This is a genomic window from Paraburkholderia sp. A3BS-1L (genome assembly GCF_051125215.1).
In the GTDB taxonomy this organism is placed as follows: domain Bacteria; phylum Pseudomonadota; class Gammaproteobacteria; order Burkholderiales; family Burkholderiaceae; genus Paraburkholderia.
The window spans coordinates 1240976-1262688 of record NZ_CP120444.1 but is presented as its reverse complement, the minus strand read 5'-3'; the positions used below and the strand labels follow the sequence as shown (position 1 = coordinate 1262688).

Below are 21713 nucleotides of genomic sequence, written 5' to 3'. Positions count from 1 at the left end.
ATGACTGACTCATTCCTGAATCCAGACACACCCGGCACTCCATCGCCGGGCGCTGGCGCCTCCCATTCCGGTACGGCCCCGGCGCCGAATTTGCCACCGCGCATAATCGTGGGCTCGGGCCAAGGTCCGATGGTCTTCGATGTTACGAGCGAACTGATCTGCGTGAAGCAGCAGCCCTTGCCCGGCGTCGTCATTTTCGTGCACGGCGTGAACTCCGAGGGCGAATGGTTCGAAGCCGCCGAGGAAGGGCTGTGCCAGGGCCTCAACCGCCGGCTCGCGAGGCTGGACGACCAGATGGCGCACAGGGGTGTCGTCGGTGGGCAGCTTTCCCCCGTCTCGTACACCGAAAGCCTGACGCCGGATGGCTTTCTCAATCCGAAGCTGTGGGCCGGAACCTACATCAAGCCTGATCCGTCGTTCTCGCCGGTCATCCACTTCCGCTGGGGCTACAAGGCCAACAAGGAAGAACTGAAGGAGTACGGCGACAAAATCTTCCTGAACGAGCAGGACTACTGGGGCGGCGGCCCATTCGCCAATGGCTGCACCAGCTTGCCTGACCTGTGGCACGAAGGCATCGACGACCGCATTTTCGGATTCCTCTCCGTGCAGGCCCTGAATCCGACGCAACGTCCCCTGTATCGCACGCCGCCGCGCGGCTATGGCGTGCTGGCCGCGTTACGTCTTGCCAGGCTGGTGCAGTCGATCCGCCGGATGCAGGCCAATGTCCCGATCACGATCGTCTGCCACAGTCAGGGCAACATGGTGGGCCTCACGGCTGCGTTCTTCGGCGACGCGTTCCCGGAGGTTCAGGACCCGTGGGGCAACACGGGACGCTGCGTCGCCGATGCCTACGTGCTCGCGAATCCACCTTACAGCCTGGCGAACACCGACACCTTCCTGGAGAACTGGTCCCAGCGCGAAATGCGCGACGCCCGGAACCGGGGCGGCCGGCAGACCTACGCGGCGCGCACCCAGACCCTGCGCAGCTTCTTCGACATCATGCGCGCGCGCACGGCATTCGAAATGCCGGCCGGCAAGGTCGATGATGACATGGCCAACACGCGTACCTCGGAGACTGGCGGCAAGCCCTACACCGCCGGCGAAGACCGTACGGCTCACGGCCTGAACGGCTACACCTATGGCCGGGTGACGCTGTATTGCTGCCCGCACGACCAGGTGATTTCCGCCGCCACGGTTCAGGGCATCGGCTGGCGCGGGCTGGGCCGCGTCGTTGAAGATCCCGCCCAAGGCGGGCCGCGCGCGCGCAACGGGATGCCAAACGACGAACTGGCCGACGTCGGCGCCCATGGGGTGCTGACCCAGCGCGTCTTCGCAAGCGGCTTCGAGGTCGGCAGACAGGCTGACTATCACTACTGGGAAAACGACTGGCGCTACAGGGAGGGCAAGACGTCGGGGTTCTGGTTTCCGCCTTCGCCGCCGGCCAGATACGGCATCAAGCATGCATGGAGCGCCAACGAGAACTACGTGGCGAAGCTCGCCACGACCGCTACCGCGCCCATGCTTTATCTCGTGACGATGGCGACGTCAGCCTTCGGCCTGTGTCCGGTCAACGCCGAGCCGCCGAAGGGCTGGACGGTCACGGCCGATGCGCCGCCGCTCGATGAGCCGTTTGCGCCACAGGCCCTGCGGTACGGCAAGGAAGTTCACGTCACCGATGGCGAATTCACGAGCAACTTCAACGAGGGCAACGACCCGCTGGCCGCGGCCCGGAATGCGGACAAGCAGGACAGGAACGCCGACGACCCCTACGACAGCTACAAGCTCAAACAAGCCGACCAGGAAGCGGCCGGCGACGTCGGCAGCGAGGCGTCACAGCGCTACGAGGACCACGCGATCCTGCGCATGCGCGTGCGCAGGGACGGCAATTCGCAGTGGATCGACGGCGAAGGCAACGTGATCGGCGAGGACGGCAGGAGCGCCCTGCCCGAGGGGTACGCGCAGTGGCGCAACGAGCAGGTTACGGAGATCCTGGATGGCAGCCGGACGAACAACCCGACCAACCACTCGACCATCATGACGAACCCGATGCATGCGCGAAAGGCGCTTGCTTATGACGTGGCGATTGGGTTGTGCTACCTGTCGCCGGAGCAGATGGCTGCCTTGCGGATCGAGGCGGACTGGCGGCTGGGGGAAGGGATGAGTGATGAGAATCCGAATAAGAGGTATTCGAGATACTTCACGCGGGGAAAGATGGAGGGGCAATTCCTGAGCGAATGGATTGCCACGTCAGGCAGTGAAGCTCAAAAGCCCGAGAAGATCGTCGACGAACGCGAAGGCCAGTTCTATTTGAATCTGGGAGTTGTGGCATGAGCGCGCTCATTTCGACGTGGCCGCGCAGACTGGCGCTCGCCGTGCTGGCAATGGTGCTGGGCGCACTCTTCATGCTTTATTTGACCGTGGAGGTTGGCTACCCGCCGGCCGCTGAATTAACTACAGGAGCGTTGATGAAACGACTCGTTGCCATACCCGTCCTGCTGGCCATTGCAACCTTTGCATTCACGACGGCCGCCATGATGCCAACGCCCGCCCGGGCCGCCTCATCCCACACCGGCACACCTCAGATGGATCCCGCCAAACCCTTCATGGTGCAGGTTGTCGGGCTCGAATGGCTCAATCCGCTGCAGCGGCGCGACTACCCGACCGAGTGGCAGGTGTTGTGGACCATGGGGCTCGTCAAGCCGAACAAGAACGATGACATGGTGCGGACAGACCCGAAGTCATTCACCACGTTGCAGTCGGTGGCCGGGGTCGCATACGGCAATCACGGCAAGGAAACTTTCAAGGGTTTCTATCACAAGTATGTGGACAAATTGCTTGGCTTGTTCGGCACACGCTACGTGATGAACGCGAAATATTTCTACACGGTCAAGCCAGACAGCAAAAAGGACTGGCGGGAGTTAGCAGGGATTCATGTTGAATTCGCGATTCCCACCCGCCTTGATCCAACCGAGGCACAAACTTATTTGCGTAACGAAATCATTGACAATTACGAGATCGGGAACCCGTCAGCTAAAAGCCTCTGGAGCCGCGACACGCCTCCCGACGTGCACGTCACCCCCGGCGGTGCGAACGCGGGCTTCACCTCGCTGAACAACGCGCTGGACTACCTCCAGGCGAACCCAGACAAAAGCGTCTGGGTGATGAACTGGGACGCCCCGAGCTTTCCGCCAAAGGACGGCCAGCTCAACGAAAACATGGTGCTGCTGTTCCTCGCCGGCCCGCAGATGAAGACCGAACGCGCCCCGCTCGCCTGGATCGGCCGCGCGGCCACGGGCAACGCACAGGACTTCGAACGAAAGCCCGGCACGACGCGCGCGGTCGAAGCATGGAAGGCCACGATCGCCGCCGCCGCGCACAACGCGAACGTATCGGTGCCCGATATCCACTACACGATCCACGATGCGGGCAGGGGCAGCGAAGCCTCCTCCTCGCGCATCGGCTCGCTCGGCCGCACCCTGACCGAGACGATGCCCGACTTCGACTTCCAGAAGCAGACCTTCAACACGCCGGAGCTGCTCGGCGAAATGGGCGCCGGCACGGCGCTCACCGATGTGGTGCTGGCAATCGGCCGGGCGAATCATCTGGGCGAGACCGTGCTCGTGGCCGGCACCACGGACGCGGACCATCCCGTTGCGGTCGTCGTGACACCGCCGCCCCAGGTCGTGCCAATCGATCCAGACTCGGACTGGTTCCGCGCGCGCGGCGAAAACAACGCCTATCTGCCGTGGTGGGGCCGGCGCTACGACTCGAAGTATGGCCAGCAGGGCTGGTCTTGGTGAACCGGGAACGCAGGCCATGAAAAGCATCATTCTGAAACGACTCGTTACTGTACCCGCCGTGCTGGTCTTCGCGACGCTCTTGGCTACCCGCCGGCCGCTGAATTAACTACAGGAGCGTTGATGAAACGACTCGTTGCCATACCCGTCCTGCTGGCCATCGCAACCTTTGCATTCACGACGGCCGCCATGATGCCAACGCCCGCCCTGGCCGCCTCGCCCCACACCGGCACACCTCAGACGGATCCCGCCAAACCCTTCATGGCGCAGGTTGTCGGGCTCGAATGGCTTAATCCGCTGCAGCGGCGCGACTACCCGACCGAGTGGCAGGTGTTGTGGGCCATGGGGCTCGTCAAGCCGAACAAGAACGATGACATGGTGCGGACCAAGTCGCAAAAATTCTCGACACTCCAGTCGATCGGCGCACTTGCCTACGGCAATCACGGCAAGGAAACTTTCGACGGCTTTTATGAAAAATATATGGACGAGTTGCTCGTCAAGTTCGACACCCGCTACGTGACGAACGCGAAATACTTCTACACGGTCAAGCCCGACAACAAAAAGGAGTGGCGGGAGTTAGCGGGGATTCATGTTGAATTCGCGATTCCCACCCGCCTTGATCCCATCGAAGCGCAAACTTACTTGCGCGAAAATATCATCGGTATGTTCAATATCGGAAACGATGAGTTCACCAGCCTCTGGAGCCGCGACACGCCTCCCGACGTGCACGTCACCCCCGGCGGTGCGAACGCGGGCTTCACCTCGCTGAACAACGCGCTGGACTACCTCCAGGCGAACCCAGACAAAAGCGTCTGGGTGATGAACTGGGACGCCCCGAGCTTTCCGCCAAAGGACGGCCAGCTCAACGAAAACATGGTGCTGCTGTTCCTCGCCGGCCCGCAGATGAAGACCGAACGCGCCCCGCTCGCCTGGATCGGCCGCGCGGCCACGGGCAACGCACAGGACTTCGAACGAAAGCCCGGCACGACGCGCGCGGTCGAAGCATGGAAGGCCACGATCGCCGCCGCCGCGCACAATGCGAACGTATCGGTGCCCGATATCCACTACACGATCCACGATGCGGGCAGGGGCAGCGAAGCCTCCTCCTCGCGCATCGGCTCGCTCGGCCGCACCCTGACCGAGACGATGCCCGACTTCGACTTCCAGAAGCAGACCTTCAACACGCCGGAGCTGCTCGGCGAAATGGGCGCCGGCACGGCGCTCACCGATGTGGTGCTGGCAATCGGCCGGGCGAATCATCTGGGCGAGACCGTGCTCGTGGCCGGCACCACGGACGCGGACCATCCCGTTGCGGTCGTCGTGACACCGCCGCCCCAGGTCGTGCCAATCGATCCAGACGCGGACTGGTTCCGCGCGCGCGGCGAAAACAACGCCTATCTGCCGTGGTGGGGCCGGCGCTACGACTCGAAGTATGGCCAGCAGGGCTGGTCTTGGTGAGTCCGGAGCGCAGGCCATGAAAAGCATCATTCTGAAACGACTCGTTACTGTACCCGCCGTGCTGGTCTTCGCGACGCTCTTGGCTACCCGCCGGCCGCTGAATTAACTACAGGAGCGTTGATGAAACGACTCGTTGCCATACCCGTCCTGCTGGCCATCGCAACCTTTGCATTCACGACGGCCGCCATGATGCCAACGCCCGCCCGGGCCGCCTCGCCCCACACCGGCACACCTCAGACGGATCCCGCCAAACCCTTCATGGCGCAGGTTGTCGGGCTCGAATGGCTTAATCCGCTGCAGCGGCGCGACTACCCGACCGAGTGGCAGGTGTTGTGGGCCATGGGGCTCGTCAAGCCGAACAAGAACGATGACATGGTGCGGACAGACCCGAAGTCATTCGCCACGTTGCAGTCGGTGGCCGGGGTCGCCTACGGCAATCACGGCAAGGAAACTTTCGACGGCTTTTATGAAAAATATATGGACGAGTTGCTCGTCAAGTTCGACACCCGCTACGTGACGAACGCGAAATACTTCTACACGGTCAAGCCCGACAACAAAAAGGAGTGGCGGGAGTTAGCGGGGATTCATGTTGAATTCGCGATTCCCACCCGCCTTGATCCCATCGACGCGCAAACTTTTTTGCACAAAAGCATCGTCAGGCGATTCAACATCGGAAGCAGGAGCTTCCCCAGCCTCTGGAGCCGCGACACGCCTCCCGACGTGCACGTCACCCCCGGCGGTGCGAACGCGGGCTTCACCTCGCTGAACAACGCGCTGGACTACCTCCAGGCGAACCCAGACAAAAGCGTCTGGGTGATGAACTGGGACGCCCCGAGCTTTCCGCCAAAGGACGGCCAGCTCAACGAAAACATGGTGCTGCTGTTCCTCGCCGGCCCGCAGATGAAGACCGAACGCGCCCCGCTCGCCTGGATCGGCCGCGCGGCCACGGGCAACGCACAGGACTTCGAACGAAAGCCCGGCACGACGCGCGCGGTCGAAGCATGGAAGGCCACGATCGCCGCCGCCGCGCACAACGCGAACGTATCGGTGCCCGATATCCACTACACGATCCACGATGCGGGCAGGGGCAGCGAAGCCTCCTCCTCGCGCATCGGCTCGCTCGGCCGCACCCTGACCGAGACGATGCCCGACTTCGACTTCCAGAAGCAGACCTTCAACACGCCGGAGCTGCTCGGCGAAATGGGCGCCGGCACGGCGCTCACCGATGTGGTGCTGGCAATCGGCCGGGCGAACCATCTGGGCGAGACCGTGCTCGTGGCCGGCACCACGGACGCGGACCATCCCGTTGCGGTCGTCGTGACACCGCCGCCCCAGGTCGTGCCAATCGATCCAGACGCGGACTGGTTCCGCGCGCGCGGCGAAAACAACGCCTATCTGCCGTGGTGGGGCCGGCGCTACGACTCGAAGTATGGCCAGCAGGGCTGGTCTTGGTGAACCGGGAACGCAAGTCATGAAAGGCATCATTCGAGTAGGCGACACAACCAGCCACGGTGGCCGGGTCGAGACCGGCAGCAAAGACAGCGAGGTAATGGGCAGCGCGGTTGCCCGCAAGGGCGATCGCTGTATTTGCCCCATAAAGGGACACGAAAACTGCATGATCATCGAAGGCGATCCAGCCTTCATGGTCGACGGCAAGCCCGCCGCGTTCGACGGCCATAAGACCTCGTGTGGCGCAATATTGATTTCCAGCCGGCTGTCCTCCGGGCGGACTTGAAAAGCGTCCCCCTTCCCGTTGCCGCCATCAAGACAACAACGGACGGCCATCGGTATTGGCATATTTAAATTTGGACATGCTAATTATCAGTTTCACGCAAAGAAATGGACGATCTAATTTCCTCCTACGAACGCGAGCTCGGGTATCTGCGTGCTTCGCTTGCGGAATTCGCCGCGAGATATCCCGAGGCCGCCGCGCACCTGTCACTCAGCGGCCAGCATTCCGAGGACCCGCACGTCGAGCGCATGATCGAGTCCGCAGCGCTGCTCAATGCACGCACGATCGCGCGTCTTGAAGACGATGTCCCCGAGTTCACGAAGCCGCTGCTTGAAGTCGCGTATCCGGAATACCTTCGTGCGTTTCCCTCCTGCACGATTGCCTGTTTCGAGAGCGGCCAGAAAGTCGCGGAAATGACTAAACCGCAAGTCATCGAGCGACGCGCCGAACTGAAAACCATGACCGGAGAATGCGTCTTCGAGACCGTCTACGATGTCACCCTGGCGCCACTGCGGATCGCGGATGCCGGGTATCGCCTGCCCACCACCGCGCCATCGAATATCCGCTTGCCCAAGGAGACGACCGGCATTCTGTCCATCGTCTTCGACACATTCAACGCCAATGCCGATCTGCGAGCTATCGCACCGGCTACGATCCGCGTGTTCGTCAACGGCGCCCCGTCCACCGTTGCGGCCGCCATCGATGCGCTGCTGCAACGCGCACCCGGCGCATTCGTCGAGGTTGATGGAAAAGGGCGATGGACCGCGTTGCCGCACGTGCCAGTCAGCCTCGCCGGCTTCGATGACGACGATGCAATAATCGAGCGCGCCGACGGCAGGCGCTCGCCGTTCCGACTTCTGCTGGAATATTTCGCATTCCCGCATAAGTTCGATTTCGTCGATATCGACATGGCGGCGCTGCTACGCAGCGCTGGCTCGCACAGGCGCTTTGCCCTTCACGTCCCGGTGCGCGGCGTGCACCCAGACTCATTCGCCGCGCGCGCGCTGGACAAACTGGGCCCGACGAGCTTCCGGCTCTCGTGCACGCCGGTAGTCAACCTGTTCCGGCGTCCGGCGGATCCGGTTGCGCCCAAGGACGCGGTGACGCCAGCCTGGCCGCTCGTGCCACAAACGCTGAAGCCGGACAATGGATCGGTCTGGATCGTGGATGCCGTCCGGGTCAGCGTGCAGAAAGGCAACGACACCACAATCGAGCCGGTTCCTGCTTTCGAGTCGCTGGCTCATCACGGTCACACGGGCCGGCCGGGCACGCGCCAACCATTTTTCTGGATCATGGAGCGCGACAAGCGCTTCACGGAATTCGTCGCTGGGCAGGACACGCTGCTTTCGTTCGTTGGCCTCGACAGCCGGCCCCTCAAGCCAGAGGGCATCGATCAGATCCATGCGGACCTGCGATGCACGAACGGCAATCTCCCGTCCGCCATCGAACCGGGCGACAGCAGAGGAGATTTCGACTTTGCGGGGGAGGTGCCGGCAAGCCGCATCGTCATGCTACGGCAGCCAACCACCAGCCTGCCCCGACCGAAAAAGCCCGGCCGCTACTGGAATCTCGTGAGCCTGCTTTCGCCCGGAACGTTCACTTTGAACCAGGCGGGACTACCCGCGTTGAAAGCCATGCTGTCGGGGCACGTTCCGCACAATTCGCCGTCCGCGACCACGCATATCGATGCGATCGTCGGGCTGGCGAGCGAAGTCGCGGTGGAGTGGATGATCGAAAAGCCCCAATCGCGGCTCGAACGGGGACTGCGCGTTCGACTCTCCGTCGATGATGCGGCCCTCGCGGGCTACTCGCTCAGCACGTTCACGCGCGTGCTGGAAAGCGTATTCGTCCGGTATGCCCCCGCGCATAGCTTTGTGCAAGTCGTGCTCATTTCGGCGCGCAACGGCTCGGAACTCACGCGTGGCCAGTTGCTGCCCGGCACGGCCGCGCTGGTCTGAATGCCGAGTCGGGATCGTTGGCCGCGCGCCGCTGCGCCGGACCTCAATCCCTGTCGGGCGCGCCTGGCGGAAAGAGTGGACGGTAGGGCCTGGCCTCCTCCACCGCACGCGCAAACGACGGCCTCGCGAGCAAGCGCGCGCGATAGGCGCGCAGCACCGGAAACGTCTCGGCGATGCGGTGCGTCCAGTCCGCATAGAACAGCGACGGCGCCGCCGCGCAATCGGCCAGCGTGAAATCCGCACCGGCCGCCCAGGCGCTGTCCGCCAGCCGCGCTTCGAGCCATGCATAGGCCAACTCCAGCTTTTCCCGCGCAAACGCGAGGCCATCGGCACGCTTCGCGGCGTCGCCCGTCAAGGCGCCGTCCACGGCGCGCTGCACTGGCGTCATCACATGCAGATCGAAGAATCGGTCGAGAAAACGCACCTCGAGTGCGGCCATCGGATCAGCGGGAAGCAGGCGCACCGGCCCCGGATGCGCGAGTTGCAGATATTCGATGATGATGCTCGTCTCCGCCACATTGCGCGCCCCGTCCACCAGCACGGGAAACTTGCGCAGCGGCCAGCGTTGCAGCCAATCGGCCGTATGCGGCGAATCGGGCGCGATAACGCGAAATTCAAAGGGCGTGCCGTTCTCGTATAACGCAACGAGCACCTTCTGCGTGTATGAAGAAAAAGGATGACCGTAGAGCGCCAGCGACATCTCAAGACCTCCCGACACAGGCTGATGGTGACAGCCGCCAGACTACCTCAATCACTGTACTAGCGGACCGCTGCGTGACACCATCGTGCGCTTGAGGCGCAACGCGGGCGCTTCCACGCCTCGCCAGCTTGCGAATGTAAGCGGAACGCAAATGGCCGTCACGCACGCGAAAGCCGCCAGCGGCACAATCGCTGGCAACCCATGCGAGATCAGTTGCGTGACGGGCCAGCCGTAGAGATACAGGCCATAGGAAAGGTCATCGCGCGTGCGCAGCTTTGCGAGCCAGGGAGACTGCAACTGCCCGACGTAGAACAGGAGATAAGCGCCCATCGTCGGTGTCACGGCGCGCGTCACACTCTGCGTCGCGAACAGGGCGGCGACAAACACGATGAGCGCGCAAACGGCGAACGGCGCGCGCAACGGAATGCGCCCGCGGAATACATAAAAACACACGCCGGCCAGGTACATCGATACGAACCAGATCATGAAGCCGGTCACGCCGAACAACGCCAAACCCTCCTCGCCGCGTTGATGCGGCGCACCGTACATTGCGGCGAAGTTAACGGCGAGTGCGACTGCCAGCACCACCCAGCGGCGTTTCATGACACCGCACAGACCGATATCAGCATCAGATAGCAGCGCAGCTCGAACGTGATCGTCCACATCGAGCCATTGACCGATGGAATCGGCCATAGGGTAAACCCGCTTCGGCGCAAAAATGCGTGTTTCCCTATTGCGCAAATTATTTTGCGCGCAAATACTAATCGCAAATCCAATTGCTTTTTGGCTCCATCCACCACCGAAGGGGTTGTCATGAAACTCATAGCAAAGCTCGCCATGGCCGCACTCGTCGCCGTGTCCATTACGGGTCAAGCGGCGCGAGCCGAGACCTTGCTGGTCGCCTGCGATACCGCGTTCGTGCCGTTCGAATTCAAGCAGGGCGACAAGTACGTCGGCTTCGACATCGACTTGTGGGCCGCCATCGCCAAGGATCTGAAGCTCGACTACAAGCTGCAGCCGATGGATTTCAGCGGCATCCTGCCGGCACTGCAAACTCATAACGTGGACGTCGCGCTCGCCGGCATCACGATCAAGGACGAGCGCAGGAAGGTCATCGACTTTTCCGACGGCTATTACGACAGCGGCTTCATGCTGATGGTCCCCACGGCCAGCACGATCAAGGGCCCGGACGACCTGAAAGGCAAATCGCTCGCCATCAAGACCGGCACCTCGGCGGCGGACTACGCGAAAACCCATTTCGGCGGCACCGACCTGCGTCAGTTCCCCAACATCGACAATGCCTATCTGGAACTGCAAACCGGGCGCGTCGACGCGGCCATGCACGACACGCCCAACGTCCTCTACTACATTCACACTGCCGGCAACGGCCGCGTGAAGGCCGTCGGCCCGCAGATGATGGCGCAGCAATACGGCATCGCCTTCCCGAAAGGCAGCGCGTTGGTGCCCAAAGTCAACGCGGCACTCGCGAAGATCAAGGCCGATGGCCGCTATGCCGCGATCTACAAGAAGTGGTTCGGCGTCGAACCGGCCAAGTCCTGATCCACCGGAACCCGGAGAGCCCCATGCAGTTCGATCTTTCGGTCGTTGTCGACGCGCTCCCCGCCCTGCTCCAGGGCGCGCGGCTCACGGTGCTGATAGCCGCCGTGGGCCTCGCGGGCGGCTTGCTCGTCGGCTTCCTGTTTGGCCTGATGCGCGCCTATGGCAACGCGCTCATGCAGAAAATCGCCTTCGTCTATGTCGAATTCGTGCGCGGCACGCCGATCGTCGTGCAGGTGATGTTCATTTACTTCGCACTCCCGTTGATGCTGCATGTGCGGGTGGACGCGCTCACTGCCGCGATCGTCTCGATCATCATCAATTCGGGCGCCTATATTGCGGAGATCGTGCGCGGCGCCTTTTTGTCCGTGCCGCGCGGCCTCAAGGAGGCGGGGCTCGCGCTCGGCATGCCGATGTGGCGCGTGCTCGCATTCGTGGTGGGGCCCGTCGCGGTGCGCCGCATGACGCCGTCGCTCGGCAACCAGTTCATCGTGAGCCTCAAGGACACGTCGCTCTTTATCGTGATCGGCGTGGGTGAACTGACGCGTCAGGGCCAGGAGATCATGGCCTCGAATTTTCGCGCGGTCGAAATCTGGACGGCCGTGGCAATCATCTACCTGTGCATGATCGGCGCGCTGACCTTCTGCCTGCGCACGATGGAAAAAAGGATGCGGATACTATGAGCACCGGCAAAACCATGGTGCAGTTCAAGGGCGTGACCAAGCGCTTCGGCCAGACGACCGTGCTCGACGCGGTGGACCTGACCATTCATGCGGGCGAAGTCGTGGTTCTGATCGGGCCGTCCGGCTCAGGCAAATCCACGCTCCTGCGGTGCATCAATGCGCTCGAGCATATCGACGGCGGCGATCTGGTCGTCGACGGCATCAGCGTGCGCGACGGCTCGCGCCAGGTTCGCGAGATCCGCAAGGAAGCGGGCATGGTGTTCCAGCAGTTCAACCTGTTTCCGCAACTGACGGCGCTTGAAAACGTCGCGTTCGGTCCGCGCCAGGTGCGCGGCATGGGCAAGAACGAGGCCCAGGCGCTCGCGCGCGAACTGCTCGCAAAAGTCGGTCTCGCAGAGCGAGTCAACCACTATGCGAGCGAGTTGTCCGGCGGCCAGCAGCAGCGCGTGGCGATCGCGCGCGCGCTCGCCGTGAAGCCCAAATTGATGCTGTTCGACGAGCCGACCTCAGCGCTCGATCCCGAGCTGCGCCAAGAAGTGCTGCGCGTGATGCAGTCGCTCGCCGAAGAAGGCATGACGATGGTGGTGGTGACGCATGAAATGGCTTTCGCGCGTAAAGTGGGCACGCGGCTGATCTTCATGGAGCACGGCCATATCACCGTCGACGGGCCGCCCACCGCGCTGCTCGACGCGCCGCCGAATCAGCGCCTGCGCGATTTTCTTCAGCATGTCGAATGAATTTTCAGGCAAATTCTCAGGCTATGCCAGCACTCGATTTCATCAAGGTTTCCGGCACACCCTTCGAAGCCGGCCAGGCGCTGGGCCGTTTCGGGTCGAGCGCCGTACAGGGACATTTGCTCCAGACTCGCGCCTGGCGTCAAGTGATGCAATGGCGCGGCAGCCCGTTGGCCGAGGCGATGGCGAAGCACGTCCGGCTGGGCTTCCCGCGCATCTGGCAGGAACTGTGCGGGCTCGCCGATGGGCTGGGCGTGCCTTTCGAACAGGTCTTGCTATGGAACTGCCGTGGCGACCTGCGGCTAGACCCGCATGCAGCCGGAACGCACGACGGCTGCACGACCGTGCAACTCGGGCGCGGCGAGACCCGGCGCATCAGCCACAATGAAGACGGCGATCCCGGCTTTGCGGGACATTGCGCGATTGCCGAGTGCCGCATCGAAGGCAGTCCGGGCTTTGTGTCGTTCGTCTATCCTGGCTCGCTGCCGGGGCACACGTTCGCAGTCACGGAGGCAGGCCTCGCCGTCACGGTCAACAATTTGCGCCCGCTCCACACCGACGCGGGCGTGCCGCGCATGGTGCTCACGCGCGCCGTGCTGGATGCGCCCGACCTCGACGCCGCGGTCGCAACGCTGCGCGATACCCCTCGCGCCGGAGCGTTTCACCTCACGCTCGGGCATCGCGCGAGCCCCGATCTGCTCAGTGTCGAGTTCAATGCGCGCCAATGCTCGGTGCTGGCCATCACGGCGCCGTCGCTGCACGCCAATCATGCGATCCACCCCACGATGCGCGACGATCCGCAGGTCGTGACGGACTCCTCGCGCGACCGGCAGCGGCGCGGCGAGCAACTGCTGGAGCAGGCGTGCAGCGCCGTCGACCCGCTTGCGGTGCTCGCCGACACGAACGGCGGGAATCTCGCGGCGCTGCCGATCTACCGCACCGATCCCCACGACCCCGATGGAGAGAACACGCTCGCTACCGCCGATATCGCGATCAAGACGTCTCACATAGAATGGGACATTTACGAACAGCCCGGGACGCCGCCCCGGTATCGATTGATCGATGGATACAGACAAGCACAAGACGCGCCGTCCGAGCAGCAGCCGCGACGCGGCACCGGCGTCTGACGCCATGCCCGGCGCGCCGCGCACGGTCGACGGCCTGCGCGAACTGATGGTGCGCATCGGGCGCGGCGAGGCGAATCTTTCGCTCGGCGGCAAGGCGCATTCGGTGCTGGCGCACCTGCTCGAACAGCCCGAGGAAGTCGCCGTGCGCACCATCACGGATCTGGCCACGGCGCTGGGCGTCAATGCATCGACGCTCACGCGCCTGACGACGAAGATCGGCTACACGGGTTTCGCCGATTTTCAGAGCGTCTTCCGTGACAGCCTTGCCCAACAGCATCGGCATTTTTATACGCACCAGGCCGAGCAACTGGTTGCCGGAAAGAAGTCGCGGGCACAATCGGCGCAAGCCAACCACACCTCGCCCGAGGTCGAGGTGGTCGCCCAGCTTGCACGCGAATCGATCACCAACGTGGACGCATTTCTCACGCGGCTCTCGCCCGCCGACCTGCGCGGTGCGGCCGCGCTGCTTGCCGGCGCGCCGCGCGTGCGCGTGCACGGCTTGCGCCAATTCAGCGCGCTCGCGAGCTTTCTCTGCTATGGCCTCGGCATGATTCGCGCCGACGTTGCCCTGCTCGACGCGCACGGCCTGGGCGTGGCCGAAGGCCTTGCGCAGTTGCAGCCCGGCGACGTGGTCGTCGTGTCGAGCGTCGCGCCCTACACCCGCAGCGTCGCCGATGCCGCCGTGGCCGCCGCCGCCGCCGGCATGACCGTGATCGCCATCACCGACACGCTCGCATCGCCGCTCGTGCCGCCCGCGCACCATACCTTTCTGATTCCGCACGAGAGCAGCTTCTTCAGCAATAGCATGGGCGCGTATCTGATCTTCTGCGAGGGCTTGCTCAATCTCGTCGCGACGCACCTGGGCAAGCAGTCGCTGCAAGCGCTGGCGCGGCGCGAACGGCTCATTACGGCGCTGGGGATCGAAACGGGCTGAGCGGACAGCGGCGACACCTGCCGCACGCCCCGCCGCTCCGGCTTACTCGCTTGTGCGCGGCGCATCCGGTGCGAGCAGCACGCCCTTGGTAAACACAAAGCAGCCATAGCCGCGCGTTTCGCCCGTGGCGATCACGCAGTACGCCTTGCGTGCGCGCGCATAGAACGCATGGCGCTCGATCGGCGCGAACGGCACCGCGCGCCCCTCGGCGGCATCGACCTCGGCCTGCGCCTCGCGCTGCACGGCGGGAATCGTATCGGGCTCGCCCACCACTTCCATGCGCATCGCGGGCGCTTCCACGAACGTATCGAGCGGCAATACAGAGAGGATCGCGCGCACGGCGCGCGGCGAATCGGCGCCATCCATGCGCAGGAGCTTTCCCGAAACAGTTGCGCGCGCAACTGAATCGGCGGGGAAATTCGCGTCGCAAACCACGACTTCGTCGCCGTGTCCCATGGCGCGCAACGCGTGCAGCACGTCGGCGTTCAGCAGCGGGTCCAGATTTTTCAGCATGCGTGTCTCCTCTGTCTACTTCGTCGATGTCGATGAAAGAATCGTGCTGGTCACCGTTGCAATCATATCGTGGCCGTACGCGGCGGCCAGATTGTCATGCGCCATTAGGCGTTGGTTGGGACGGGATTCGATTGGCGGTTAGTTGCAATTCTACGGCGCGTGGTCCTGCAAGAAACTCTGTGCAAGCTGCTTCCACAAGTGATCGGCCGCGGGAGACAGGCGCCGGCCCACGCGCGTGAGCATCTGGCTGGCGAAGCCCGCCGCAATCGGATGATCGAGCGGCACCGCCACCAGCTCGCCCAGATCGATGCCGCGCCGCGCGGTGATCGACGACATGAAGGCCACGCCGAGGCCCGCAGCCGCGAGCGTCTGCGCCGTGTTGAAAAGGTCCACGCGATACGCGGGCATCACGGTGAGGCGCACGTCGTCGAGCAGCGACTGCACGAAATGCTGCACGCCAAACGCCTCGGTCATGAAAATCAGGCGCTCGTGAGCGAGCTCCGCGGGCGGCACCCTGGTCATGCGCGCGAAGCGGTGCGAAGGCGCGACCACCGCGCACAACGGCCGCGCCGCGAACGGATGAACGCGCATCACCGGATCTTCAGCCGAGCGCGCGCACAGGCCGATATCGACGATGTCGTCGCGCACCAGCGACAGCACGGCCGGCGTAGGCCCCGAGCGAATCTCGACGAGGATGTCCGGATAGGTCATCGAAAAGCGCTGCAGCGCACGCGCAATCAGATTGCCGATGAAGCCCTCGCCCACGCCGAGCGCCACGCGCCCGCGTTTCAGGTGCCGGTATTCCTCGAGGCGAGCGATCAGGTCGCGCTCGCGCCGCTGACCGTCGCGATAGTGATCGATGAGCACCTGGCCGATTTCGGTCACCACCACCTGGCGTCCGCGCCGCTCGATCAGCGGGAGGCGCAGCCGCCGCTCCAGCGCCGCCACCTGCCTGCTGATCACCGAAGCATTGACGCCCAGCGCATCGGCCGCCAGGCGCACGCCGCCGCTGGCCGCAATCTCGGCCAGGTAGCGCAGCGAGCGCTCGCCGATTTCGTCGATCCAACGGCCCATCGGCGCGTCGGCGCTGCCGCCTGTCTCGTCCATCTCGCCCCTTTTCCCGACGGCCACTCGCGGACCGTCGAATCGTTGACCTGAAAGCAACATTTTCGATGCGTTTCTGTCATGGGTCGAGCATTTCGTCGATGCAATACTCGGCGCTGCACGGGTGCACGGCGCCAGCCCAGGTCCGGCACGCCCCCCCAAGCACACACGATTCGACGCCCCGCGCGTCCACGCCAATATCAGGAGCCACCACCCCATGAGCGAAAGCCGTTATTGCGAAGTTGCCGACCTGGCCCAGGCCCGCGAGCAACTGAGCGAGATCCGCCATCACATTCACAAGCACCCCGAACTGTCTTACCAGGAAGCCAATACCGCGGAATTCGTGGCGCAAAAGCTCAAGGCATGGGGCTACGACGTGACGCGCAATGTCGGCGGCCATGGCGTGGTCGGCTCGCTGAAGGCAGGCACTAGCGCGCGCACCGTCGGCGTGCGCGCCGACATGGACGCGCTGCCGATCCACGAGCAGACCGGCCTCCCCTACGCGAGCATTCACGACGGCAAGATGCACGCCTGCGGCCACGATGGGCACACCACGGTCCTGCTCGGCGCGGCGCAGCAGCTCGCGAAGACGCGCAATTTCGACGGCACCGTGCATCTGATCTTCCAGCCCGCCGAAGAGGCCGGCTCGGACAGCGGCGCCGTGCGCATGATTGCCGATGGCCTGTTCGAGCGCTTTCCGTGCGAGGCCATCTTCGGACTGCACAATCATCCGGGCGTGGCGGCCGGCACCTTCGGCTTTCGCAGCGGCGCGCTGATGGCCGCCTGCGACACCGTCAAGGTGCGCATTGCGGGGCGCGGCGGCCACGCCGCGCGTCCGCATCTGGCAGTCGATCCGGTGCTGGTGGGCAGCAGCATCGTGATGGCGCTGCAATCGATCGTGTCGCGCAACGTCGATCCGAATGAAGCCGCGGTGATCACCGTGGGCTCGTTCCGCTCCGGCTTCGCGCCCAACGTGATTCCCGAGGATGCCGTGCTGGAAATGAGCGTGCGCTCGTTCTCGCCGGCGGTGCGCGAGACGCTCGAAAAGCGCATCCGCGCGCTGGTCCAGTCGCAGGCCGAGGCTTATGGCGCAAGCGCGGAAATCGACTACATCAGCGGCTATCCGGTGCTCGTGAATAGCGAAGCCGAGACCGAGTTTGCGCGCAAGGTGGCCGAGGAGCTGGTCGGGCCGGAGCACATCATTGCGCCGTTCCCGCCCATCGCGGGCAGCGAGGACTTCGCGTACTACCTGCAGGAGCGCCCCGGCTGCTTCGTGCGCCTTGGCAACGGCGAAGGCCGGCCGATGCTGCACAACGCGCGCTACGACTTCAACGACGAGAACCTCACCGTGGGCGCAGCGTTCTGGACGCGCCTCGTCGAGCGCTTCCTGAGCGAGGCGCGCGCATGAACATCGCCGCCAGGACACTTGCCCCCGCGCACGCGCAAGCGCCCGAGATGACGCCGGGGCAGCAAAGAAAGATCGTGGTTGCGGCGGTGATCGGCAATCTGCTCGAGTTCTTCGACTTCACGGTCTACAGCTACTTCGCGCTCACGATCGGCCAGCAGTTCTTTCCCTCCGACGACCCCGTCACGTCGTCGCTGCTCGCCTTCGCGGTGTTCGCCGTGGGCTTCGTGATGCGACCGCTCGGCGGGATCGTGCTCGGCCGCTATGCGGACCGCGCCGGACGCAAGCCCGCGCTCACGCTCACGATCCTGTTGATGGCGCTGGGCTCGGCGGCCATCGGCGTTGCGCCCACTTACGCTCAAATCGGCCTCGCCGCGCCGGTGCTGATCGTGGTCGCGCGGCTCGTGCAGGGCTTCGCGCAAGGCGGCGAATTCGGCGCGGCCACGGCCACGCTGCTGGAGATGGGCAGCACAGCGAACCGCGGCTTTCGCGCGAGCTGGCAGCTCGCGAGCCAGGGCGCGGCGGCGCTGCTCGGCTCGGGTCTTGCGGCGAGCCTCGGCTTCCTGCTCCCGGCCGCGACCATGCACAGTTGGGGCTGGCGCATTCCCTTTCTGGTCGGCACGCTGATCGCGCCGGTGGGCATCTATCTGCGCCGGCATATCCGCGAGGAGCCGCCGGCCGCAAAAGCCGTGGCCACCCGCGACGACCCGAAGCGCGGCCTCTACGTGCGCAACTGGTTTCTCACGATCTTCGCGATCATGGGCATGTCGGTTTCAACCTACGTGATGATGTATTACATGCCCACCTTCTGCATCCAGTACCTGGGCCTGCCGCCGAAGATGTCGATGCTCGCAGGCGTGGCGTCGAGCACCATCTCGCTCGTGATGTGCCCGATCTACGGCGCGTGGTCCGATCGCATGGGCCGGCGCAAGCCGCTCACGATCATCGGCCGCGTCGCGCTGATCCTGCTGCTGTATCCGGCGTTCTGGATCATGACGCACTTTCCGTCGCTGCCGGTGGTGCTCGTCACGCTGATCGTGCTGATGCTCTGCTACACGATGGGTTCCGCACCCGCCTACGCACTGATGCCCGAGAACCTCCCCAAGCATCTGCGCGCGGGCTATATGTCGAGCGCGTATGCGATCGCGGTCTCGGTGTTCGGAGGCACCGCGCAACTCGTCGCCGGGTGGCTGATCCGCGCGACGGGCAGCAAGATGGCGCCCGCGTGGTACATGATCGTGTGCGTGCTGATTTCGCTGATCGCGGTGTCGATGTTCGAGGAGACGGGGGACAAGGCGCTCGATTGAGCGCCGGATTGAACATAGCGGGCACGCTGGTTCCCCATGGCGCGCCCGCCTTCAATGCCTCTAGCTCGCCCCTTCGCCCTTCGACTCGGCCGGCTCGCTCGGATATTTCGCCCGGCCGTAGCGAATCAGCAAGACGCCCAGTGCAATCAGCACGATAGCGCCCGCCGACGCCAGCAAATGCAACTCCGTATTCGATCCCGAGCGCAGGATCAAATCCCGCGCAATCGACACCATTGCGATGTAAAGCGGAAAGCGTACGGGCAATTGCCCGGCCTTCAGGTACTGCCCGACCATCGCGAAGACTTCCAGATAGAGGAACATCAGCAGCAAATCGGTTAGCGTGACGCCGTCGGAATTCACCATCTTCCAGATCAGATGGATCATCGCCGCAACCGTGCCGATGCCGATAATCCCGAGGCCGAACAGTTCGGCAAGCTCCATCGCGCGCTCAAGACGTCCCTTGATCGCCTTTTGCAAGGCGTTCTCGTATTTCATGTTCCTTCAATCCATTGAATAGCCCGTCGGAACGCGAAATCGTAACGCGAGATTGTGAAACTCAGGAAATCGGGCCAAAAAAGCACGATCACGATACCGCCCCCCGCATCAGGTCTTGCTTTCTCGTGGAATGCCCCTATAATAGGGTTAACCCTTAGGTAACTACCCTAGGCAACCATCCCAAGCACGAGGACATCATGGCCGCACTCATCGGCATCATTTCGTCTACCGCCGCTCAAGCTTTCGAAGCAATTGGCCGCTTCAGTGTCAAGGCGCTCAATCGCCACCTGGAATACTGCGAGTTGCTCGCGGAAGCGCAACGCCGCTACTAAACCGCAGGCTCGATAGACTGCCGGACCGATTCATCATTCCCACCCCGTCGCATACTAGCCGCACGGGGTGTGGGCGCTGCGCGCCTGCTGCGGCGGCGAAGCCGCAGCATGAGACAGCGCTATCTCACACTGTCCGCATCAAGCTCGCCGGCGTGTGGTTGCTCGTGCACCACGCCACCGCGTCTGCGACGATGCTGGCTAGCGAGCGCGTGCCGTCGACGGTCAGGGTCAGCGGCTCGGTCACGGGCGGCTCCAGCGCGGCGAACTGGCTCTCGACCAGCGACACCGGCATGAAATGGTCTTCACGCTGCGCCACGCGCTGAAGCGCCGCCGACTGCGGCAGATCGAGAAACACAAAACCCAGCGAAGCCGTGGCCGCGCGCAGCCGGTCGCGGTAGCGCTCCTTGAGCGCCGAGCACGCCAGCACGGCACGCTCGCCCCGGCTGGCGGCGCGCTCGAGCTCGGCGCCGAGACGGTCGAGCCAGCCCGCGCGGTCCTCGTCGGTGAGCGGGATGCCGCGCGCCATCTTGTCGACATTCTCTGGCGGATGGAACGCATCGCCCTCGATCAGCACGCCGCCCACGCGTTCGGCAACGGCCCGCGCCACGCTGCTCTTGCCGCAGCCCGCCACGCCCATGACAACGACGGATGAAATTTGCCGGGTCATTCGAATCTCCCTGAATGCTGAGATAGCGCTATCTCTTGCCATCAAAAAAATGCACCCGCCGCATCGAGTCCAATTCCCGTTCAATTGGGGACATTACCGTTGCGCGAGGTGCGAGACAGCGCTATCCTAAATCGATCATGGCAACCTCGACACTCAGGAAAACCCGCAGCACAGGCCGGCCCACGCTCGAAGAGGTCGCCCGGCGCGCTGGCGTGAGCACGATTACGGCTTCTCGCGCGCTGCGCGGCATGGGCTCCGTGGGGCCCGACTATGTGGAACGCGTCAAGGCCGCCGCGGCGGAGCTCAATTACGTCACGAATCCCGCTGCGCGGGCCCTCGCGTCCTCGCGCAGCGACGCCGTCGCCGTGGTGATTCCATCGATCTCCAACGCGGTGTTCGTGGACGTGCTCGAAGCAATCCACAGCGTGCTGCGCCCGCGCGGCTATGAAGTGCTGATCGGCAATTCGCACTATTCGCGCCATGCGGAAGAGGACCTGATCCGCCACTATCTGGCGTTGTCGCCGGGCGGCCTGATCGTGAGCGGGTTCGACCGCACCGAAAGCGCTCGCCGCCTGATCGACGCGAGCGGCGTGCCCTGCGTGCACATCATGGAGCTGGACGAAGCCGCGGGCGTGCACTGCGTGGGCTTCTCGCAGACGCGCGCGGCCCAGGCCGTGGCCGAGCATCTGGTGGGGCGCGGCTGCCGCCGCAATGCCTTTGTCGGCGCGCAGCTCGATGCGCGCACGATGCAGCGCGCCGAGGGCTTTCGCGAAGCGCTCAGGCATCGGGGTCTCTACGACCCCGATCTCGAAGTGCTCACGTCATCGCCATCGTCGATCGGGCTGGGCTGCGACCTGTTCCGGCAACTGCTGCAACGCCGGCCCGACGTGGACGGCATTTTCTTCGGCAACGACGATCTCGCACAGGGGGCGCTCTTCGAGGCGCGCCGCCAGGGCATCGAGGTGCCTTCGCGCGTGGCTATTGTTGGCTTCAACGATCTGGCGGGCGCCGCCGATTGCGTGCCGCGCCTGACCACGATTCGCACGCCAAGGGTGGAAATGGGACGCGTGGCAGCCAATCTGCTGCTTGCCATGATCGATCGCGAGCCGATTGCCAGACCGGCGGTCGATCTGGGTTTCGAGCTGGTGGTACGGGAAAGCGCGTGAAGCAAATATCGGCGAGGCGCGATTCGGAAAGTAAAATCAGGCGA

At 64.0% G+C, this 21713-nt stretch carries 21 protein-coding genes; 15 read left to right on the top strand and 6 right to left on the bottom strand.

All coding sequences use genetic code 11. The features are described 5' to 3' along the window. Window positions 1–129: 129 nt before the first annotated feature. The 6 genes from P5W99_RS30870 (at window position 130) to tssF (ending at window position 8945) form a co-directional block, all read left to right on the top strand. Window positions 130–2331 (top strand): T6SS effector phospholipase Tle3 domain-containing protein, encoded by a 2202-nt coding sequence (locus P5W99_RS30870; RefSeq protein WP_421074021.1) that lies wholly within the window; start codon window positions 130–132, stop codon window positions 2329–2331. Further along, a complete protein-coding gene (locus P5W99_RS30865; RefSeq protein ID WP_421028552.1) occupies window positions 2328–3800 on the top strand; it encodes a virulence factor in 1473 nt (490 codons plus the stop codon). Before P5W99_RS30870 ends, P5W99_RS30865 begins: the two co-directional genes overlap by 4 nt. A gap of 117 nt (window positions 3801–3917) precedes the next feature. Next, entirely contained in the window at window positions 3918–5255 is a 1338-nt protein-coding gene (locus P5W99_RS30860) for a virulence factor (RefSeq protein WP_434664849.1), read from the top strand. Between the two features lie 117 nt (window positions 5256–5372). Beyond that, the gene (locus P5W99_RS30855) at window positions 5373–6710 is read left to right on the top strand and encodes a virulence factor (RefSeq protein WP_434664848.1); all 1338 of its coding nucleotides are present in this window, start codon (window positions 5373–5375) and stop codon (window positions 6708–6710) included. Window positions 6711–6726: 16 nt separating this feature from the next. Continuing rightward, window positions 6727–6990 carry a PAAR domain-containing protein gene (locus P5W99_RS30850; protein WP_434664846.1) on the top strand — a complete coding sequence of 88 codons (264 nt, stop codon included), beginning with the start codon at window positions 6727–6729 and terminating at the stop codon, window positions 6988–6990. A gap of 104 nt (window positions 6991–7094) precedes the next feature. Then, complete coding sequence (gene tssF, locus P5W99_RS30845; protein ID WP_434664845.1) at window positions 7095–8945, top strand: type VI secretion system baseplate subunit TssF; 1851 nt, start codon at window positions 7095–7097, stop codon at window positions 8943–8945. Window positions 8946–8988: 43 nt separating this feature from the next. Here tssF and P5W99_RS30840 read toward each other — a convergent pair whose 3' ends face one another. After that, window positions 8989–9645 (bottom strand): glutathione S-transferase family protein, encoded by a 657-nt coding sequence (locus P5W99_RS30840; RefSeq protein ID WP_421027594.1) that lies wholly within the window; start codon window positions 9643–9645, stop codon window positions 8989–8991. Window positions 9646–9696: 51 nt separating this feature from the next. Then, window positions 9697–10518 (bottom strand): acyltransferase family protein, encoded by an 822-nt coding sequence (locus P5W99_RS30835; protein WP_421027593.1) that lies wholly within the window; start codon window positions 10516–10518, stop codon window positions 9697–9699. Between P5W99_RS30835 and glnH the strand changes: the two genes are divergently transcribed. Genes glnH through P5W99_RS30810 form a run of 5 tightly spaced genes read left to right on the top strand, consistent with a single transcriptional unit; the run spans window position 10459 to window position 14680 of the window. After that, window positions 10459–11205, top strand: coding sequence for a glutamine ABC transporter substrate-binding protein GlnH (glnH, locus tag P5W99_RS30830; protein WP_421027592.1), 747 nt, complete (start codon window positions 10459–10461; stop codon window positions 11203–11205). The genes P5W99_RS30835 and glnH overlap by 60 nt on opposite strands. A gap of 23 nt (window positions 11206–11228) precedes the next feature. Further along, window positions 11229–11885, top strand: coding sequence for a glutamine ABC transporter permease GlnP (glnP, locus tag P5W99_RS30825; protein ID WP_421027591.1), 657 nt, complete (start codon window positions 11229–11231; stop codon window positions 11883–11885). Next, a complete protein-coding gene (gene glnQ, locus P5W99_RS30820) occupies window positions 11882–12622 on the top strand; it encodes a glutamine ABC transporter ATP-binding protein GlnQ (protein ID WP_421027590.1) in 741 nt (246 codons plus the stop codon). Before glnP ends, glnQ begins: the two co-directional genes overlap by 4 nt. Before the next feature lie 23 nt (window positions 12623–12645). Further along, window positions 12646–13746: a C45 family autoproteolytic acyltransferase/hydolase gene (locus P5W99_RS30815; protein WP_421027589.1), complete on the top strand. Its 1101-nt coding sequence runs from the start codon at window positions 12646–12648 to the stop codon at window positions 13744–13746. Continuing rightward, complete coding sequence (locus P5W99_RS30810) at window positions 13682–14680, top strand: MurR/RpiR family transcriptional regulator (protein ID WP_434664841.1); 999 nt, start codon at window positions 13682–13684, stop codon at window positions 14678–14680. Before P5W99_RS30815 ends, P5W99_RS30810 begins: the two co-directional genes overlap by 65 nt. 42 nt (window positions 14681–14722) lie before the next feature. Here the strand turns inward: P5W99_RS30810 and P5W99_RS30805 are convergent, their stop codons facing one another. After that, window positions 14723–15193, bottom strand: a complete 471-nt coding sequence (locus P5W99_RS30805; protein WP_421027587.1) for an RbsD/FucU family protein — start codon at window positions 15191–15193, stop codon at window positions 14723–14725. Between the two features lie 150 nt (window positions 15194–15343). Next, window positions 15344–16300: a LysR family transcriptional regulator gene (locus P5W99_RS30800; protein ID WP_421027586.1), complete on the bottom strand. Its 957-nt coding sequence runs from the start codon at window positions 16298–16300 to the stop codon at window positions 15344–15346. Window positions 16301–16514: 214 nt separating this feature from the next. Between P5W99_RS30800 and P5W99_RS30795 the strand changes: the two genes are divergently transcribed. Together P5W99_RS30795 and P5W99_RS30790 are read left to right on the top strand one after the other, a co-directional pair. After that, window positions 16515–17705 carry a M20 aminoacylase family protein gene (locus tag P5W99_RS30795; protein ID WP_434664839.1) on the top strand — a complete coding sequence of 397 codons (1191 nt, stop codon included), beginning with the start codon at window positions 16515–16517 and terminating at the stop codon, window positions 17703–17705. Then, window positions 17702–19009, top strand: a complete 1308-nt coding sequence (locus P5W99_RS30790; protein ID WP_434664837.1) for an MFS transporter — start codon at window positions 17702–17704, stop codon at window positions 19007–19009. The genes P5W99_RS30795 and P5W99_RS30790 overlap by 4 nt, the downstream gene beginning before the upstream one ends. A gap of 60 nt (window positions 19010–19069) precedes the next feature. Here the strand turns inward: P5W99_RS30790 and P5W99_RS30785 are convergent, their stop codons facing one another. Beyond that, window positions 19070–19504: a phosphate-starvation-inducible protein PsiE gene (locus tag P5W99_RS30785; protein WP_421027583.1), complete on the bottom strand. Its 435-nt coding sequence runs from the start codon at window positions 19502–19504 to the stop codon at window positions 19070–19072. A gap of 197 nt (window positions 19505–19701) precedes the next feature. Between P5W99_RS30785 and P5W99_RS30780 the strand changes: the two genes are divergently transcribed. Next, window positions 19702–19836, top strand: coding sequence for a hypothetical protein (locus tag P5W99_RS30780; protein ID WP_421027582.1), 135 nt, complete (start codon window positions 19702–19704; stop codon window positions 19834–19836). A 124-nt stretch (window positions 19837–19960) separates the two neighbouring features. Here the strand turns inward: P5W99_RS30780 and P5W99_RS30775 are convergent, their stop codons facing one another. Further along, window positions 19961–20503, bottom strand: a complete 543-nt coding sequence (locus tag P5W99_RS30775) for a gluconokinase (protein ID WP_434664834.1) — start codon at window positions 20501–20503, stop codon at window positions 19961–19963. A gap of 137 nt (window positions 20504–20640) precedes the next feature. On the opposite strand from P5W99_RS30775, the gene P5W99_RS30770 reads away from it, so the two are divergent. Next, a complete protein-coding gene (locus P5W99_RS30770; RefSeq protein WP_421027580.1) occupies window positions 20641–21669 on the top strand; it encodes a LacI family DNA-binding transcriptional regulator in 1029 nt (342 codons plus the stop codon). Window positions 21670–21713 lie beyond the last annotated feature (44 nt).